Origin of the sequence: Paraburkholderia sp. 35.1, from assembly GCF_050436525.1 — a bacterium.
Lineage (GTDB): Bacteria > Pseudomonadota > Gammaproteobacteria > Burkholderiales > Burkholderiaceae > Paraburkholderia > Paraburkholderia tuberum.
Genome location: NZ_JBNDMJ010000003.1, coordinates 797,945 through 815,040 on the forward strand (window position 1 = coordinate 797,945; position 17,096 = coordinate 815,040).

The 17,096-nt window shown below is 63.2% G+C and carries 12 protein-coding genes and 1 pseudogene; 3 read left to right on the forward strand and 10 right to left on the reverse strand.

Features of this window, described 5'->3' with window-relative positions:
• Window positions 1-19: 19 nt before the first annotated feature.
• The 3 genes from folP to OKW27_RS23670 form a co-directional block, all read right to left on the reverse strand.
• Entirely contained in the window at window positions 20-832 is an 813-nt protein-coding gene (gene folP / locus OKW27_RS23660; RefSeq protein WP_187610943.1) for a dihydropteroate synthase, read from the reverse strand.
• Window positions 833-1,002: 170 nt separating this feature from the next.
• On the reverse strand, window positions 1,003-2,892 hold the full coding sequence (gene ftsH, locus OKW27_RS23665; RefSeq protein ID WP_018421239.1) for an ATP-dependent zinc metalloprotease FtsH: 1,890 nt from the start codon (window positions 2,890-2,892) through the stop codon (window positions 1,003-1,005).
• Between the two features lie 190 nt (window positions 2,893-3,082).
• The gene (locus tag OKW27_RS23670) at window positions 3,083-3,745 is read right to left on the reverse strand and encodes an RlmE family RNA methyltransferase (protein ID WP_184028328.1); all 663 of its coding nucleotides are present in this window, start codon (window positions 3,743-3,745) and stop codon (window positions 3,083-3,085) included.
• A gap of 197 nt (window positions 3,746-3,942) precedes the next feature.
• On the opposite strand from OKW27_RS23670, the gene OKW27_RS23675 reads away from it, so the two are divergent.
• Entirely contained in the window at window positions 3,943-4,470 is a 528-nt protein-coding gene (locus OKW27_RS23675) for a YhbY family RNA-binding protein (RefSeq protein ID WP_090801113.1), read from the forward strand.
• 201 nt (window positions 4,471-4,671) lie between these two features.
• On the opposite strand, the gene OKW27_RS23680 is transcribed toward OKW27_RS23675, so the two are convergent.
• From OKW27_RS23680 to gloB, 7 genes are all read right to left on the reverse strand, one after another.
• Complete coding sequence (locus OKW27_RS23680; protein ID WP_026225946.1) at window positions 4,672-5,181, reverse strand: DUF4149 domain-containing protein; 510 nt, start codon at window positions 5,179-5,181, stop codon at window positions 4,672-4,674.
• A gap of 20 nt (window positions 5,182-5,201) precedes the next feature.
• Window positions 5,202-5,678, reverse strand: a complete 477-nt coding sequence (gene greA / locus OKW27_RS23685) for a transcription elongation factor GreA (protein ID WP_026225947.1) — start codon at window positions 5,676-5,678, stop codon at window positions 5,202-5,204.
• Window positions 5,679-5,831: 153 nt separating this feature from the next.
• Entirely contained in the window at window positions 5,832-9,086 is a 3,255-nt protein-coding gene (gene carB, locus OKW27_RS23690) for a carbamoyl-phosphate synthase large subunit (protein WP_429335056.1), read from the reverse strand.
• A gap of 160 nt (window positions 9,087-9,246) precedes the next feature.
• A complete protein-coding gene (gene carA, locus OKW27_RS23695) occupies window positions 9,247-10,401 on the reverse strand; it encodes a glutamine-hydrolyzing carbamoyl-phosphate synthase small subunit (protein ID WP_429335057.1) in 1,155 nt (384 codons plus the stop codon).
• Between the two features lie 462 nt (window positions 10,402-10,863).
• Complete coding sequence (locus tag OKW27_RS23700) at window positions 10,864-12,105, reverse strand: MFS transporter (protein ID WP_429335058.1); 1,242 nt, start codon at window positions 12,103-12,105, stop codon at window positions 10,864-10,866.
• Between the two features lie 948 nt (window positions 12,106-13,053).
• Window positions 13,054-14,742, reverse strand: coding sequence for a transglycosylase SLT domain-containing protein (locus OKW27_RS23705; RefSeq protein ID WP_090805403.1), 1,689 nt, complete (start codon window positions 14,740-14,742; stop codon window positions 13,054-13,056).
• Window positions 14,743-14,899: 157 nt separating this feature from the next.
• Window positions 14,900-15,691, reverse strand: coding sequence for a hydroxyacylglutathione hydrolase (gene gloB / locus OKW27_RS23710; protein WP_090801121.1), 792 nt, complete (start codon window positions 15,689-15,691; stop codon window positions 14,900-14,902).
• Between the two features lie 18 nt (window positions 15,692-15,709).
• Between gloB and OKW27_RS23715 the strand changes: the two are divergent.
• Together OKW27_RS23715 and rnhA are read left to right on the forward strand one after the other, a co-directional pair.
• Window positions 15,710-16,592, forward strand: a pseudogene (locus tag OKW27_RS23715) (class I SAM-dependent methyltransferase).
• Window positions 16,589-17,035, forward strand: a complete 447-nt coding sequence (rnhA, locus tag OKW27_RS23720) for a ribonuclease HI (RefSeq protein ID WP_184028269.1) — start codon at window positions 16,589-16,591, stop codon at window positions 17,033-17,035. Before OKW27_RS23715 ends, rnhA begins: the two are co-directional and overlap by 4 nt.
• Window positions 17,036-17,096: the final 61 nt, after the last annotated feature.

Consider the following 17,096-nt stretch of genomic DNA (forward strand, 5'->3'; position numbering starts at 1 on the left):
CCTGTCTGTGGCTGCGGGTTCAACCGTGCGCGCGGCTCTGCTTGTCCGCGTCGCGCAGGGTTGCCCATACTTTCAATGCATCGACTGTTTGCGCGACGTCGTGTACGCGCAGAATCGCGGCGCCTCGTTCGGCCGCGCACACCGCCGCGGCGATGCTGCCGGCCACGCGCTCCGGCGCCGGCCGCCCCGTCACCGCGCCAACCATCGACTTGCGCGACATGCCCGCAAGAATCGGATACGGCGAAGCGGCGCGCGGGGCCGTGTCGCGCAGATGCGCGAGCAGCGCGTAGTTATGCTCGACGACGACCTTGCCGAAGCCGAAACCCGGATCGACGCTGATACGCTCGCGCGCAATCCCCGCCTGCTGCAACGTCGCGACACGCTCCTCGAGGAAGTGGCGCACTTCGCCGACGACGTCGTCATAGTGCGGCTCGCCCACCTGCATGGTCTGCGGCTCACCTAGCATATGCATGACACAAAGGCCGCAGTCGCTGTCGCGCACCGCGTCGATCGCGCCGGGCATGCGGAAGCCCCAGATGTCGTTGATCAGGTCGGCGCCCGCGTTCAACGCATGACGCATCACTTCCGGCTTGTACGTATCAACCGACAATGGCACGTTCGCGCCACGCAGTTGCTCGACGAGCGGCAACACGCGCTCCAGCTCTTCGTCGAGCGGCACCGGCGGCGCGCCAGGACGCGTCGATTCCCCGCCGATATCGATGATGTCCGCGCCCTCCAGCATCATGCGCTCGGCCTGGCGCAGCGCATCGCCGCGCGTCGCGAACTTGCCGCCATCGGAAAAGGAATCGGGAGTGACGTTCAGGATGCCCATGACCAACGGGCGTTCGAACGTCAGCTTGAAGCGGCCACACTGCAGCGGCTCTGGAAGGGGTGCGGAAGAGGAATCGACTTTCGACACGTAGCAATGCTTCACTTGGAACGGACAAATGCAAAACGGGCCGGTGTGTAGCACACCGGCCCGCCCTTTCTACTGGCTGCCGATCAGGCCGGCGCGGTTGCGCTGCCCGGCTTGACTTCGGTGCCCGGGCTGCCGCCCGACGAGGCGTCGCTCGCCGACGGCGGCGAGCTCTTCGGCGAACGCGGCGGACGGCCTGCCATGATGTCGTTGATCTGATCGGCGTCGATCGTCTCCCACTCCATCAGTGCGGCGGTCATCGCTTCGACCTTGTCGCGGTTCTCTTCGAGCAGGCGCCGTGCGAGATTGTACTGCTCGTCCAGCACATGACGGATCTCCGCGTCGACCTTCTGCTGCGTCGCTTCCGAAATGGTCCGCGTGAAGCCTCGGCCGAACGGCGAAGCGTCGTTCTCGTCGTCGACATAGACCATCGGTCCGAGCGCATCCGTCATGCCGAAGCGGGCAACCATTGCGCGAGCCGTCTGCGTCGCCTTGTTGAAGTCGTCCGACGCACCGGTGCTGATCAGGTTCAGGAACAGCTCTTCCGCGACGCGGCCACCGAACAGGATGGCAAGACGGTCGAGCAGATATTCCTTCGAGTACGTTTCGTTGTCATGCTCCGGCAACTGCCATGTGACGCCCAGCGCGCGACCGCGCGGAATGATCGTGACCTTGTGCACCGGATCGGCCTTCGGCAACAGCTTCGCGATCACCGCATGACCCGATTCGTGATACGCGGTAGCACGCTTCGATTCTTCGCGGATCACAGCCGACTTGCGCTCTGGACCCATGAAGATCTTGTCCTTCGCGTCCTCGAAGTCCGTCATTTCGACGATGCGCTTGCCGCGGCGCGCCGCGAACAGTGCTGCTTCGTTGACGAGGTTTGCGAGATCTGCGCCCGAGAAACCCGGCGTGCCGCGCGCGATCACTGCCGCATCGACGTCGTTCGAGATCGGCACCTTGCGCAGGTGCACCTTCATGATGTGCTCGCGGCCGCGAATATCGGGCAGACCCACGTACACCTGACGGTCGAAACGGCCCGGACGCAACAGCGCCTTGTCGAGCACATCCGAACGGTTCGTCGCGGCGATCACGATGACGCCCGAGTTCGCCTCGAAGCCGTCCATTTCGACGAGCATCTGGTTCAGCGTCTGTTCGCGCTCGTCGTTACCGCCGCCCATGCCGGCGCCTCGATGACGGCCGACCGCGTCGATTTCGTCGATGAACACGATACACGGCGCGTGCTTCTTGGCCTGCTCGAACATGTCGCGCACGCGAGCCGCGCCGACGCCGACGAACATTTCCACGAAATCTGAACCTGAAATGCTGAAGAACGGCACCTTCGCCTCGCCGGCGATGGCGCGCGCGAGCAGCGTCTTACCGGTTCCCGGCGGGCCAACGAGCAGCACGCCGCGCGGAATACGACCACCGAGCTTCTGGAATTTCTGCGGATCGCGCAGGAAGTCGACGAGTTCCGACACTTCTTCCTTGGCTTCGTCGCAACCGGCGACGTCGGTGAAATTGATTGCGTTGTTGTTCTCGTCGATCAGCCGCGCGCGCGACTTGCCAAACGAGAACGCTCCGCCTTTGCCGCCCCCCTGCATCTGTCGCATCATGTAAAACCAGAAACCGATGATCAGGATCGTCGGCCCGAGGTAATACAGCACGGACATCAGTGCATTGGGTTCGTCGTCAGCCTTGCCGCTCACCTGTACGCCATACTTCATCAGATCGCCGACCATCCAGATGTCGCCGGGCGACACGATCTGGTACTTCTGGCCGTCTGCTGGAGTGACCGTGAGGTTCCGCCCCTGGACAATGACGTTCTTGACTTTGCCGTTCTTCGCGTCGTCCATGAACTGCGAATAGGAAACGCCTTCCTGGACACGGGGCTTGTCGAACTGCTTGAACACCGTAAACAGCACCAGTGCGATCACCAGCCACACTGCTGCTTTCGAAAACATATTGTTGTTCAAAGCACCACTCCTTCACTTAGACGGGCGCCTACATTTGCCTTGCGGCACCACGAAAGCATTCTAATCCAGTCCGCAGACCCCTGCCATAAGGTTTCACTACCACGGAAATAGGGTAGCGGGCCGGCTTGACGCCCGTCTCCGGACGCATCGGGCTCATTATTGGCAGAGATGGAACCGGCTCGCCGCATCCCTATGCGGGACGCTTCAGATGCTTACCCAAAATAAATGTTTCTGACGATTTATCCCGCGACGCCTTCGGCTTGCGGGCCGCCACCACCTTGAATTGGCGTTTGAACTTTTCGACAATCTGACTATATCCGCTGCCGTGAAAGCATTTGACTAAAAGGGCACCATCCGGCTTCAGGTGATTTTGCGCGAATTCGAGCGCGAGATCGCATAAATGCTCGATCCGCGCCGCATCCGCGATCGCCACGCCCGACAGGTTGGGCGCCATATCCGAAATTACAAGGTCTACCTGGCGCGCACCGACCAATTCTTCGAGCTGGACCAGCACCGAGTCTTCGCGGAAATCGCCCTGGATGAAGTGCACGTCGGCCACCGGCTCCATTGGCAGAATGTCCAAAGCGATGATCGTGCCATCGATGCCACCTTCGCGCTCCGCGTTGCGCTGCGAGCCGCCCGCGAGCTTGTTGCGCACGTACTGGCTCCAGCTGCCCGGCGAGGAACCGAGATCGACGATCACCTGCCCGGGACGGATCAGCTTGTCCTGCTCGTCGATTTCCTTGAGTTTGTAGGCCGCGCGGGCGCGATAACCTTCCCGCTGCGCCATTTTGACGTACGGATCGTTGATGTGGTCGTGCAGCCACGCGGTATTGAACTTGTTTTTTGCCATTAAAGATTTAACTATTGCTGCGTCGGGTCGCGCTTTAGGGGATAATACGCGGTTAATTCGCGCGGCCCCCGCCAGACTGGCGGCGATCCGCGATTCTGTTGTTCTGACGCGCGCCCTGCTGAATCGAGTCGCCCGAATCGCTCGGCGATCGGACGAAAACGCAGGAGCCGCCATTTTAGTCGAGTCTTCCACTTTCCATGCCAGCCCTCAAAGTCTCTTCCGACCAACGCGCCGAGTTGCGCTCCCAGGCACATGCGCTCAAACCGGTCGTGCTCGTCGGCGCCGAAGGCTTGACCGACGCTGTGCTCGCCGAAATCAAGGTGCACCTCGCCGCGCATCAACTGATCAAAATTCGCGTGTTCGGCGATGAGCGCGAGGAGCGCATCGCTATCTACGAAGAAATCTGCGACGCGCTGAACGCTGCACCGATCCAGCATATCGGCAAGCTGCTCGTGATCTGGAAGCCAGAATCGGCACAGCCGGCGGCAAAAGCGAAGCGCGGCGCGTTGCCGAGCGCCCGCGAAGCGGCAGCCGAAGAAACCCGGCCGGTCAAGGGACGCGCACCCCGCATCGTCAAGGTCGCCAAGCCGACCGACGTGCCGATGCGCAAGCCGCGAGCGAAAGCGGTGCTGGTGCGCGGCAATGAACGCGTGACGCAGGGCGGCAACATCAAGCGCGCGAAGAAGCGTCAAACCAGCGCGAAGCGTTCGCATCAGTCGAAGTAAGAGAACACGCGCCCAAGGTGCGGACCGACTCCGCACTGCGCATTGGCGGCCTTGAGCGCGAGGCCCGAAGCAGCGCGAATGAACCGTAGTTGGACACCGGAATCGCGACGATTCGTCGCAATGTGAGGTTCATCGCGGGCATCGGCATCGACCCGGCGGCCATGGCACGCGCACCGTCACACCATCAGCCACCCGCGAGCTTCAGCCCGCCACCTTGCCCGTGACGCCGCGCGCACCCTCTTCCTCGGCCGCGGCACCAACAGGCGCCGGCAGCAGCCAAACGAGCGCAACCCCTAGCAGGCTCTCGATCAGGTAGAACAGACTGGACACGCCATGCAGGATGCCGAAGCGCGTCGCATAAACGGAATGCCCGATGTCGCTGCCCGCCTCGAGCGCCGCCACGCGCATCGCGTTCATGAACGGCTGCAACGCGAAATAGCCAACCAGCACGCATACGAGCATACCGGCGAGCAGCCAGCGCAAGCGGCGATATGCGCCACTCCCGCGCCGCACGAGCAAATTGGCGAGACCGAGCAGCAAAATGCCGCACACGACGCCAATCACGCCCTGAATACGAAACAGCTGCGCGGCGACGGCGCCCGCCGTCATCCGGTCGAGCGTCGTGAACAGCACGGGCGCAACCGCATAGCCGATAGTCAACAGACTACCGACCCACACCACCGTCAACAGGCGGAAAAAACGATGCGGCATCAAAGACACCGGCGCCACCCTCAGATGTAGCTGACCGCGATGATTTCGTATTCGCGCACGCCGCCCGGCGCTTGCACCGACGCGACGTCGCCTTCCGATTTGCCGATCAGCGCACGCGCGATCGGCGAGCTGATCGAGATCAGGCCGTGGTCGATGTCCGCTTCGTCGTCGCCGACGATCTGGTATTTGACCGACGCACCCGACTCGAGGTCTTCGAGCTCGAGCGTCGCGCCGAACACCACGCGGCCGTCCGCTTCCACTTGCGACGGATCGATCACCTGCGCGCCCGCGAGCTTCGACTCGATTTCGGCGATACGGCCTTCGATGAAGCCCTGCTTTTCCTTCGCAGCGTCGTATTCCGCGTTTTCCGACAGATCGCCCTGGGCGCGCGCTTCCGCGATCGAGTTGATCACGGCCGGACGTTCAACCGATTTCAGGCGCTGCAATTCATCGCGCAGCATGTCTGCGCCGCGCTTCGTCAATGGAATAGTGCTCATAAACAACTCTGGAGGCAAAAAACGGCCATAAAAAAAATCACCGCGGTTAAGTGCATTCCGCGAAAGCCGCCGCCCGTGGACAAACCCGGGCCGCAGCACCTGCGGAACGCCGCTTAACCGCGGCACTTACATCTTGGACAGCTAGTCGAAGCCTTAGTTTAGGCGAGCATGGAGTCCTTGTAAATCATAGACTTCCAGGTTCTTCAGATAACGAAGACCCTCCACCGCCGCGCGTGCGCCCGACATCGTCGTGTAGTAGGTGACCTTGTTCGCCTGCGCGCTCATGCGGATCGAACGCGAATCGGCGATCGCCGCGCGCGTTTCGTCGACGGTCGTGAAGACGAGCGCGATCTCGCCGTTCTTGATCATGTCGACGATGTGCGGACGGCCGTCCTTCACCTTGTTGACGACCTTGACTGGCACGCCGGCCGCTTCGATCGCGGCAGCCGTGCCCTTGGTCGCGACGATCGGGTAGCCGAGCTCGTGCAGCATGCGCGCGACTTCGACTGCCTTCGGTTTGTCGGCGTCCATCACGGTCAGCAGCACCGTGCCCGATTCGGGCAGACGCGAACCCGCCGCGAGCTGCGACTTGAACAGAGCCTCGCCGAACGTCTGGCCGACGCCCATCACTTCGCCGGTCGAACGCATTTCAGGTCCGAGCACCGGGTCGACCGCCGGGAACTTGACGAACGGGAACACCGCTTCCTTCACGCTGAAGTACGGCGGCTCGACTTCCTTCGTCACGCCTTGCGCGGCGAGCTTCTGGCCGACCATCGCGCGCGCTGCGATCTTCGCGAGCGGCAGGCTGGTCGCCTTCGACACGTACGGCACCGTGCGCGACGCGCGCGGGTTCACTTCGAGCACGTAGATGATGTCGTCCTTCGAGCCGTCAGCCTGCGGTACCTGCTGAATCGCGAACTGCACGTTCATCAGGCCGACCACGTTCAGCGCCTTCGCCATCGCAGCGGTCTGGCGCTTCAGTTCGGCGATGGTCGCCTTCGATAGCGAATACGGCGGCAGCGAGCAGGCCGAGTCGCCCGAGTGCACGCCCGCCTGTTCGATGTGCTCCATCACGCCGCCGATGAACACGGCATCGCCATCGGAAATGCAATCCACGTCGCATTCGATCGCGTCGTTCAGGAAGCGGTCGAGCAGCACCGGCGAGTCGTTCGACACCTTCACCGCCTCGCGCATATAGCGCTCGAGATCTCGCGGCTCGTGGACGATTTCCATCGCGCGGCCGCCCAGCACGTACGACGGACGCACGACGAGCGGATAGCCGATTTCGTCGGCGAGCTTCAGTGCTTCGTCTTCGGCGCGCGCGGTGCGGTTCGGCGGCTGGCGCAGACCGAGGTCCTGCAGCAGCTTCTGGAAGCGCTCGCGGTCTTCGGCCGCGTCGATCATGTCCGGCGACGTACCGATGATCGGCACACCGTTCGCCTCGAGGTCGAGCGCGAGCTTCAGCGGCGTCTGGCCGCCGTACTGCACGATCACGCCGACGGGCTTTTCCTTGTCGACGATTTCGAGCACGTCTTCGAGCGTCAGCGATTCGAAGTACAGACGGTCGGAGGTGTCGTAGTCGGTCGACACGGTTTCGGGGTTGCAGTTGACCATGATCGTTTCATAGCCGTCCTCGCGCATCGCGAGCGCGGCATGCACGCAGCAATAGTCGAACTCGATACCCTGGCCGATCCGGTTCGGGCCGCCGCCCAGCACCATGATCTTCCTGTTGCTGGTCGGATTCGCTTCGCACTCTTCCTCGTACGTCGAGTACATGTACGCGGTCCTGGTTGCGAACTCGGCCGCGCAGGTGTCGACGCGCTTATACACCGGACGCACGTTCAACTCGATACGACGCGCGCGCACGTCCGCCGGCTTCGCGCCGAGCAGCTTGGCCAGACGACGATCCGAGAAGCCGCTCTGTTTCAGATACTTCAGCTCCTCCTTCGTCAGGCTCGCCAGCGCGCGGCCTGCCAGCGCCTTCTCCTTCAGCACGATCTGTTCGATCTGCGCGAGGAACCACGGGTCGATCGCGGTTTCCTCGAAGATCTCTTGCGCGCTCATGCCCACACGGAACGCGTCGCCAACATACCAGATGCGATCCGGACCAGCTTCGCCGATCTCGCGGATGATCTCATCGCGATTGGCGGTCTTTTCATCGAGACCGTCGACGCCGACTTCGAGGCCGCGCAGCGCCTTCTGGAACGACTCCTGGAACGTGCGGCCAATCGCCATCACTTCGCCGACCGACTTCATCTGCGTGGTCAGGCGCGAATCGGCTTCGCGGAATTTCTCGAACGCGAAACGCGGGATCTTCGTGACGACGTAGTCGATCGTCGGTTCGAACGACGCCGGGGTCTGGCCGCCGGTAATTTCGTTCTTGAGTTCATCCAGCGTGTAGCCGACCGCCAGCTTCGCCGCGACCTTTGCGATCGGGAAGCCGGTTGCCTTCGACGCCAGCGCCGACGAACGCGACACGCGCGGGTTCATTTCGATCACGATCATGCGGCCGTCTTGCGGATTGATCGAGAACTGCACGTTCGAGCCGCCGGTGTCGACGCCGATCTCGCGCAGCACCGCGAGCGACGCGTTACGCAGGATCTGGTATTCCTTGTCGGTAAGGGTCTGCGCCGGCGCGACGGTGATCGAGTCGCCGGTGTGGATGCCCATCGGGTCGAGGTTTTCGATCGAGCAGACGATGATGCAGTTATCCGCCTTGTCGCGGACCACTTCCATCTCGTACTCTTTCCAGCCGAGCAGCGACTCTTCGATCAGCAGTTCGCGCGTCGGCGACAGGTCGAGCCCACGCTTGCAGATCTCTTCGAACTCGTCGCGGTTGTACGCGATGCCGCCGCCCGAGCCGCCCAGCGTGAACGACGGACGGATCACGACCGGATAGCCGCCGCTGCCAGTTTCGGCGGCGATCTTCGCCTGCACCTGCAGCGCTTCTTCCATCGAATGCGCGGTGCCCGACTTGGCCGAACCGAGGCCGATCTTGGTCATCGCGTCCTTGAACTTCTGGCGGTCTTCCGCTTTGTCGATCGCTTCCGGCGATGCGCCGATCAGCTCGACCTCGTACTTCGCCAGCACGCCGTGCGCGTGCAGGTCGAGCGCGCAGTTCAGCGCTGTCTGGCCGCCCATCGTCGGCAGGATCGCGTCCGGGCGCTCCTTCGCGATGATGCGCTCGACCACTTCCCACGTGATCGGCTCGATATAGGTCACGTCGGCCGTGTTCGGGTCGGTCATGATCGTCGCCGGATTGCTGTTGACGAGAATGACCTTGTAGCCTTCCTCACGCAGCGCCTTGCATGCCTGCGCGCCCGAATAATCGAACTCGCACGCCTGACCGATGATGATGGGACCCGCGCCGATGATGAGGATGCTCTTGATGTCTGTCCGCTTGGGCATAACGCTCTCGCTAATGTATTCCTGAATTCTTTCCGTCGACGCGCGCCGTTTTCACGTTGCGCGCGCTGTATCGCGCGGCATGCCCGCCGCGTAGCGCCGCGGGCTGCGGCGGCCGCCGCGAGCCGTTTCCGGCTGGCCCCTGCGGCCGGCCTGTACTACTTCAAGCCGCTGTGCTCTTGCCGTTCTTGTGCGCGTCCATCAACGCGGTGAAACGGTCGAACAGGTACGCGATGTCGTTCGGACCGGGCGATGCTTCCGGGTGGCCCTGGAAGCAGAACGCCGGCTTGTCGGTCAGCGCGAAGCCCTGCAGCGTGCCGTCGAACAGCGACACGTGGGTCACGCGCGCGTTGGCGGGCAGCGTGTCGGCATCGACCGCGAAACCATGGTTCTGCGACGTGATCACCACGCGGCCGTCTTCGAGATCCTTGACCGGATGGTTCGCGCCGTGATGGCCGGTCTTCATCTTCATCGTCTTCGCGCCGACCGCGAGGCCCATGATCTGGTGGCCCAGGCAAATGCCGAAAATCGGAATGCCGCGCTCGATGAACTCCCTGGTCGCCGCGATCGCGTAGTCGCACGGCTCAGGGTCGCCCGGGCCGTTCGACAGGAATACGCCGTCGGGGTTGAGCTCGAGCGCGTCAGCGGCGCTCGCTTGCGCCGGCAGCACGGTGACATGGCAGCCGCGCTCGGCCAGCATGCGCAGGATGTTCTGCTTGACGCCATAGTCGAATGCGACCACGCGGTACGTCGGCGCTTTCTGCTCGCCGTAGCCCGTGCCCAGACGCCATTCGGTTTTGGTCCACTCATAGGTTTCCTGGGTCGACACGACCTTCGCGAGGTCCATGCCGGCGAGGCCCGGGAACGAGCGCGCGAGTTCGATGGCCTTCGCTTCGTCGTCGGAACCAGCGAGGATCGCGCCGTTTTGCGCGCCCTTGTCGCGCAGGAGGCGGGTCAGCTTGCGAGTGTCGATGCCGGCGATGGCGACCACGCCTTCGTCCTGCAGATATTGCGGGAGCGTGCCCTCCATGCGGAAGTTCGACGCGAGAACCGGCAGATCACGGATGATCAGGCCGGCGGCATGGACTTTCGTCGCTTCGACGTCTTCGGCGTTCACGCCGACGTTGCCGATATGCGGGTACGTGAGGGTCACGATCTGGCGCGCGTAGCTCGGGTCAGTCAGGATTTCCTGATAGCCGGTGATGGCAGTGTTGAACACGACCTCACCGAGGGTATGCCCTGGGGCGCCGATCGAATAACCACGAAAGACCGTGCCGTCGGCGAGCGCGAGTAGAGCGGGAGAAAATGACGGCAACACGGGAGACTCCTTGGGGGAACACCCTGTTGCCACCTGTCTATCCGATTGCAAGCCGCAGCGAAACACATCGTGGATGCGCGCGCAGACTCGCTCGCGAGTTGCCGGTGACGCTGCAAGAGGCGCGATGGGTCCATTGTGTGGACGACTCGGCTGGGTGTGGAGCCCTTCTTGCTACGCCGTTGGCGCGCGGCGGATGAACGGTATGGGGGAGGTAGGCGCTAGGGTGCGGGTGGATAAGCTCAAACCTTCAAATTATAGACTGAATCCACTGTTCCCTCCAAATGGGAGATAGGACGAGGCGTTGAGGCGATGTGCCTGGGCGGACCTTCAAAGCCTTGCCGGGCCGCGTCGCCAGGTACTTGCCACGCCTGTCTATGCGGTTCTGTCGAGACACCACTATTGACGGGGACCGAACCGCCGTGGCGGCCCCTCCGGGTCCGACGCAAGGCCTGGCGCGGCGGTTCAGGCCTCCTGCTCCGCACGCATCTCGCCCGAACGGGCAAGCTGCCGACCCGGCAACACGTACCAGATCGCACTCAGCACCTGCAGCGCGACGAGGATTTTCCACGCGCTCAGATGCGCGAGCGCCGGGTAATGCCCACCGCTCGCCGGCCAGTGCGACAGCACCGCGCCAACGCCGATCTGGAAACCGAAGATCAGCAGAAAAATAATGAGCGTCAGCGTCGTGTTGACGCGGCCGATCATCTGCGGCGGGAAATGCCGCGCCATCACCGCGTAGCTCAGAATCCCGGTGCCGCCGAAGATGCCGTAGGCGGCCCACAACAGGCTCGCCGGCAACGGCGCGTTAAACATGATGAGCATCTGCGTCAGCACATACAGCGCCATGCCGATGCCGCAGAACGCGTACAGCGAGAGGCCGCGCCGCTCGAGACTACGCGCCGCCGCGCCGAAACCGACGCAGCCGGCCATCATCGCGAAGCCGAGAATCGACACGAGCGCCGCCGCCTGGTGCGGCTCGAAGCCTTGTACGTCGCGCAGCCATGCTCCGACCCACAACGACTGCATCGCGTAGAAGACGCCTTGCGTAACGACCGAGAACGACGCGATTTTCCAGAATGCCGCGCTGCGCAGGATGTGCCACGTACCCTTGAACTGCGCGACGATGCTCGCCTGGCGATGCGTTTCGCGCGCGTCCGGAGCGAGCGTCCATTGCGCGAGCGCAACCGCTACCGTCAGCACACCGAGTCCGACGCAAACCGGGCGCCAGCTGGAAAAACCGAGCACCCACGTGAGCGGCGAACCCACCATCACGCCGCCGAAACCGCCGATCGCCATGACAAGCCCGTTCATCAATGGCAAACGCGCCACCGGAAAATGCTGCGCGAGCGCCTTGAACGCGGCGCCGAGGCACACCGACACGCCAACGCCGATCAGCAGCCGCCCGACCATCATCATGCCGAGACTGTGCGCGGCGCCGAATACCCAGATGCCGAGCGCGGCAAAAAGCAACGTGACGGAGGTCACGCGACGCGCGCCGAAGCGATCGAGCAGCACGCCAGCGGGGATCTGCGCGCCCGCGAAACCGAGGAAATACAGACTCGTCAGCACACCCAGATCGGCGGCTGACAGACCGAGATCGCGCGTGATGAACGGCGCGAAACCAAGATTGACGCCGCGAAACACGTAAGAGACGAAGTAGCCGGCGGAAAAAAGCAGGAAGACGCGCAGTTGGGTCGACGACATAAATCAGGAAGTAAACCTGGAAATGACCTCAAGAACCTCTCCCGAGGTTCGGACGGATCAGGACGGACCGGCACCCCGCGGCCAACGCGGCCAACGCGGCCGAAGCACGAACAATAAAGTAAATACCGCAAACGCGCAGGAATCGTCCGCGATCGGGTAGGAGGCGGGGTTGCCCCCGCCGTCCTCCCACAACACCGGACGTACGGATCACGTATCCGGCGTTTCCTGACGACTGGATTGCTCCAGCGAGCTTCGTTTCGTTCGTCGTGTCGCCTGTCGTTCAATGGACACCCCAACCTCTCTCAGGCTTCCGGCCGTCAAGTTTGATCGCAGGCTCCCGGCTGTGCCGAGACTTGTGCCCAAACGCTCAGAGAGCACGCGTGACTATCCACTCTCGTCAGGTTCGGCCCTTCACTGCTCCGGTTCCGAGCCGCTACTATGGCCTCTGCTGACTCCCGCCAGCCCATCCCGGCACCTTGCGATGCCAGTAGCACAAGGCAGACTGACGGGGCTCCCAGGGTAATGCGCGCGACCTTCCTGCTTATGCCTGTCGGATCTACGTCGTGGCGTTCCGTGCAAGTATTGGGCTTTACAGATCTTGGACTGCTCACCCCGCCACACCGCCTGATATCCGCTTCCTGTTCGTCAGGCCAGCATTTTGCCTGCGGCTTCCTTCAGATTCCGCCTTACGACGGACACCCTTGCCGTTCAGCTAGCACTTCCCCTTGCCGGGTGTGCAGAGGACTTTCACCCCCAAGTCATCCGGCTCGCCACCACAGCGGGTCGGACAGCGCCAGTCACGGCGCTACGCGCCATGCCTGGCGCACCAATGAAAAACGCCGTCACCCTGAGGTGACGGCGTTGGATGAACACGGTACGTGATCGGAGCGCAATCCATGCGCTGCCCCCGCAACGCATGTGGCCACTACCGTGAGAGCCGCTATTGGTCTATTTACCCTTCTTCTTCGCGTTGGCCACGGTCTTCGGGCGGCTCTCAGCCGCGGCCTTCGACGCCTTGCCGGGCTCCGAGGCCGAGACCTTCTCGACCTTGCCCTTGCTGGCAACGGGCGCCGCCGGCTTGTTACCCTTGCCGCCCGGCTCGGAGACCTTGACGATGGCGGAGTGGCCGCGCCCTTTCTTCTTATCGTAGCGCGATTCACCGTGTGTGTCTGCGACGTGGACGCCAATCTTCTGCACACTGCCGCCTTGCACGTCGGCGGCAATCTTTTCCGGACCCGGCTCGCTGGGTACCGGCTTGCCGACCGGCACGTGCAGCACGATCACCTGGCCGCGCGAAACCTGATCGCGATGCGTCCTGTTCCACGCCTTCAGCTGACCGACCGACACGCCGTAGCGCACCGCGATGGCCGCCATCGACTGATTGCGACGCACGCGGATCAGCATCTTGCGCGTGTCGGGTACGTCGGGTTCCATCGCGAGCACCGCGCTTTCAGCGACGTCGGCGCTGATGTCCTCGTCGTCGTCCGAGCCGCGCGGCACGACGATCGTCGAGCCCGGCTTCAGGCGCATACCGACCGGAATCTTGTTCACTTCCATCAGCGTGTCGGGGTCGACGCCGATCTTCTGTGCGATCGCCGCGGGCGTCGCGCGTGCGTCGACCGTGTAGGTGGTCCAGGACGACAGCGAGCCCGAGTACGTTTTCAGATTGCGCTCGAACGCGGACGCGTTGTCGAAAGGCAACAGAATCTGCGGCTGCGTCGCGCCGAGAATCACCGGCTTCCTGAACGACGGGTTCAGCGAACGGAACTCGTCCGTCGACATGTTGGCGAGCCGCGCGGCGACGTCGACGTCGATGTCGTGCGAGGTCGTGACCGTCACGAAGTACGGGTGGTTCGGAATAGACGGCAGGGTGAGCCCGTACATCTGCGGGTTCATCACGAGGTTCTTGACCGCTTGCAGCTTCGGCACGTAGTTGCGCGTTTCGTTCGGCAGACGCAGGCTCATGTAGTCGGTCGGCAGACCCGCCGCCTCGTTGCGCGCGATCGCGCGCTGCACGTTGCCCTCGCCCCAGTTATACGCAGCGAGCGCGAGTTGCCAGTCGCCGAACATGTCGTGCAGGTTCGACAGGTAGTCGAGCGCGGCACTGGTCGACGCAAGCACGTCGCGGCGCTCGTCCTGCCACATGTTCTGCTTCAGGTTGTAGGTCCGGCCCGTGCCCGGCATGAACTGCCACATACCCGCAGCCTTGGCGACCGACAAAGCCTGCGGGCTATATGCAGACTCGATGAACGGCAAGAGCGCGAGCTCGGTCGGCATATGGCGCGACTCAAGTTCCTCGACGATGTGATACAGGTATTTCTGCGAGCGCTCGGTCATGCGCTGCACGTAATCGGGACGCTGCAGATACCAGTTCAGCTGCATGTCGACGAGGTCGCTCTGCAGGTCCGGCATCTGGAAGCCACGGCGAATGCGGCCCCACAGATCGGCGTCCTGGCTCGTCAACTGATTGACGGAGCTCTGGTCGACGTTGATGGTTTCTTTAGCGGTGGCGTTCTTGCGAAGGGCGTCGGCTACGGCCTGCTGGCTGGCGGGGTTAGTGGCGGTATTCGTCGTCGGTCCCTGACTCGCGCACGCGGCGAGTGTCAGGACCAATAACGCACTTAAGATAAATCGCATGAACGTCTCGGTTTCCACAAGGGCTGGAATTTGCAGCCGATAGTACGAAACGTCAACGTTTCCGTCAATTGGAAAATCAAGAAAAAAATCAACCAAATCTGGGGCTTGGCGAATTTTTCCGATTCATCGCGTGAAGAACCGCCGAATGCGCTCCGGATCAGCGGAAGCGGTTCTTCCATTCGCGCATCAATGTGAAGGCCTTCAGCCGGTCAGACACCGTTTCGTGCAATCGTGCTTCGAGGTTCGACTGGATCGCCGGCTCGCCTGCGCGCAGGAACGGATTGACCGCGAGCTCGTGCGCGATCGTGGTCGGCAGCGTCGGCTGGTGGCGGGCGCGCAATTCGTTCGCCTTGTCGCGCCACGCCTGCAGTTCGGCATTGTGCGGCTCGCAAGCGAGCGCGAAGCGAATGTTCGACAGCGTGTATTCGTGTGCGCAATGCACTTCGGTTGCGCCGGGCAGCGCGGCGAGCGCATCGAGCGAGTTCAGCATCTGCTGCGGCGTGCCTTCGAAAAGGCGCCCGCAACCGCACGCGAACAGTGTGTCGCCGCAAAACACGTGCGGCGTGCCGCGCGTATCGGCCGCCTGGAAATAGGCAATGTGTCCACTCGTGTGACCGGGCACGTCGAGCACGCTGAATTCAAGTGCGGGAGCAGCGATCGTCACGTGATCGCCACTTTTGAGACGATGTGTCAGGTGCGCGATCGCTTCGCCGGCGGGGCCGTAGACCGGCACGTCCTGGCCGTTCAGCAGATCGGCCACCCCGCCGACGTGGTCTTGATGATGGTGCGTGAGTAAAATAGCGCTCAGCCGCCAGCCTCGTTGGGCCAGACAGGCGCGCACAGGGGCGGCTTCGCCCGGATCGACGACGACCGCGTGGTGTCCGTCGGCAATGACCCAGATGTAATTGTCTTCAAACGCCGGGACCGGTACGTACTCGAGCGCATTCATAGGCGACGCATTTTTAATATGACTGACCGAGCGATTATAGACTGGCCCGCCTGGACCGATTCGCCGCCAGGCCGCTACGTGCTCGACTGGGAGCAAACCCAGCTCGATCGCGTGGTGTCGGACGTGTTCGGCTATCATGCGCTGCAACTCGGCCTGCCGCAGCTCGACGCGCTGCGCGAGAACCGCATGCCGTGCCGCGGCCTCGTGCTCGACGCGGCGAGCGGCGCGAGCGCGCCGTACACGTATCCGCGCTGGGCACGTCGTGGCAGCGTGAGCGGCATCAGCAGCGCGGGCAACGCTGGCGACGACAACCCCGCGAACGCCGCGCGAGGCGCCCCTGGTCTGCACGCGCCGGCCGGGCGCAGCGCGGTCTGGTGCGACCTGCTCGATCTGCCGTTCGAAGCGCAAAGCGTCGACCTGCTCGTGATGCCGCATACGCTCGAATTCACCAGCGACCCGCACCGGCTGCTGCGCGAAGCCGAACGCGTGCTGGTGCCTGAAGGCCAACTGATCATCCTCGGCTTCAACTCGTTGTCGCTGTGGGGCGTACGGCAGTCGATCGGCAAGATGACAGGCCGCCCGTTCGTGCCCTCCGCCGTCGATCTGATCGCGTTCACGCGCCTGAAGGACTGGATCAAGCTGCTCGGCTTCGACCTTGAACGCGGGCGCTTCGGCTGCTATCGTCCGCCGCTCGCGAGCGATCAATGGCTCGCGCGTTACGGCTTCATGGAAGCCGCCGGCGACCGCTGGTGGCCGATTTTCGGCGCCACCTACATGATCAAGGCGATCAAGCGCGTGCGCGGCATGCGTCTCGTCGGGGCCGCTCAAAGTGAAAAAGCCCGTGCTCGCGGCAGGCCTCGCGCCCGCCGCCACCCCGAACACACGAAACCACACCGAATGACTCCAGATCACATCGACATCTATACCGACGGCGCCTGCAAGGGCAATCCCGGCCCTGGCGGCTGGGGCGCGTTGCTGCGCTTCGGCAGCCAGGAAAAAGAACTGTTCGGCGGCGAGGCCAACACGACCAACAATCGCATGGAGCTGATGGGCGTGATTTCCGCGCTCGAGGCGTTGAAGCGCCCGTGCAAGGCGATCGTGCACACCGACTCGCAGTACGTACAGAAAGGCATCAGCGAGTGGATTCACGGCTGGAAGAAGAAAGGCTGGGTCACCGCGGCGAAACAGCCGGTCAAGAACGCCGATCTGTGGAAGCGGCTCGATGCGCTCGTCGCGCAACACGAGATTGAATGGCGCTGGGTGCGCGGCCACAATGGCCACCCGGAAAACGAGCGCGCCGATCAGTTGGCCAATCGCGGCGTGGCATCGCTCGCCGAGATGTAAAGAGCGTGCGCGCATCGGCAACGCCGCGCGCCGCCCTCCCCGCTTTTTTTCCGCAATTTTT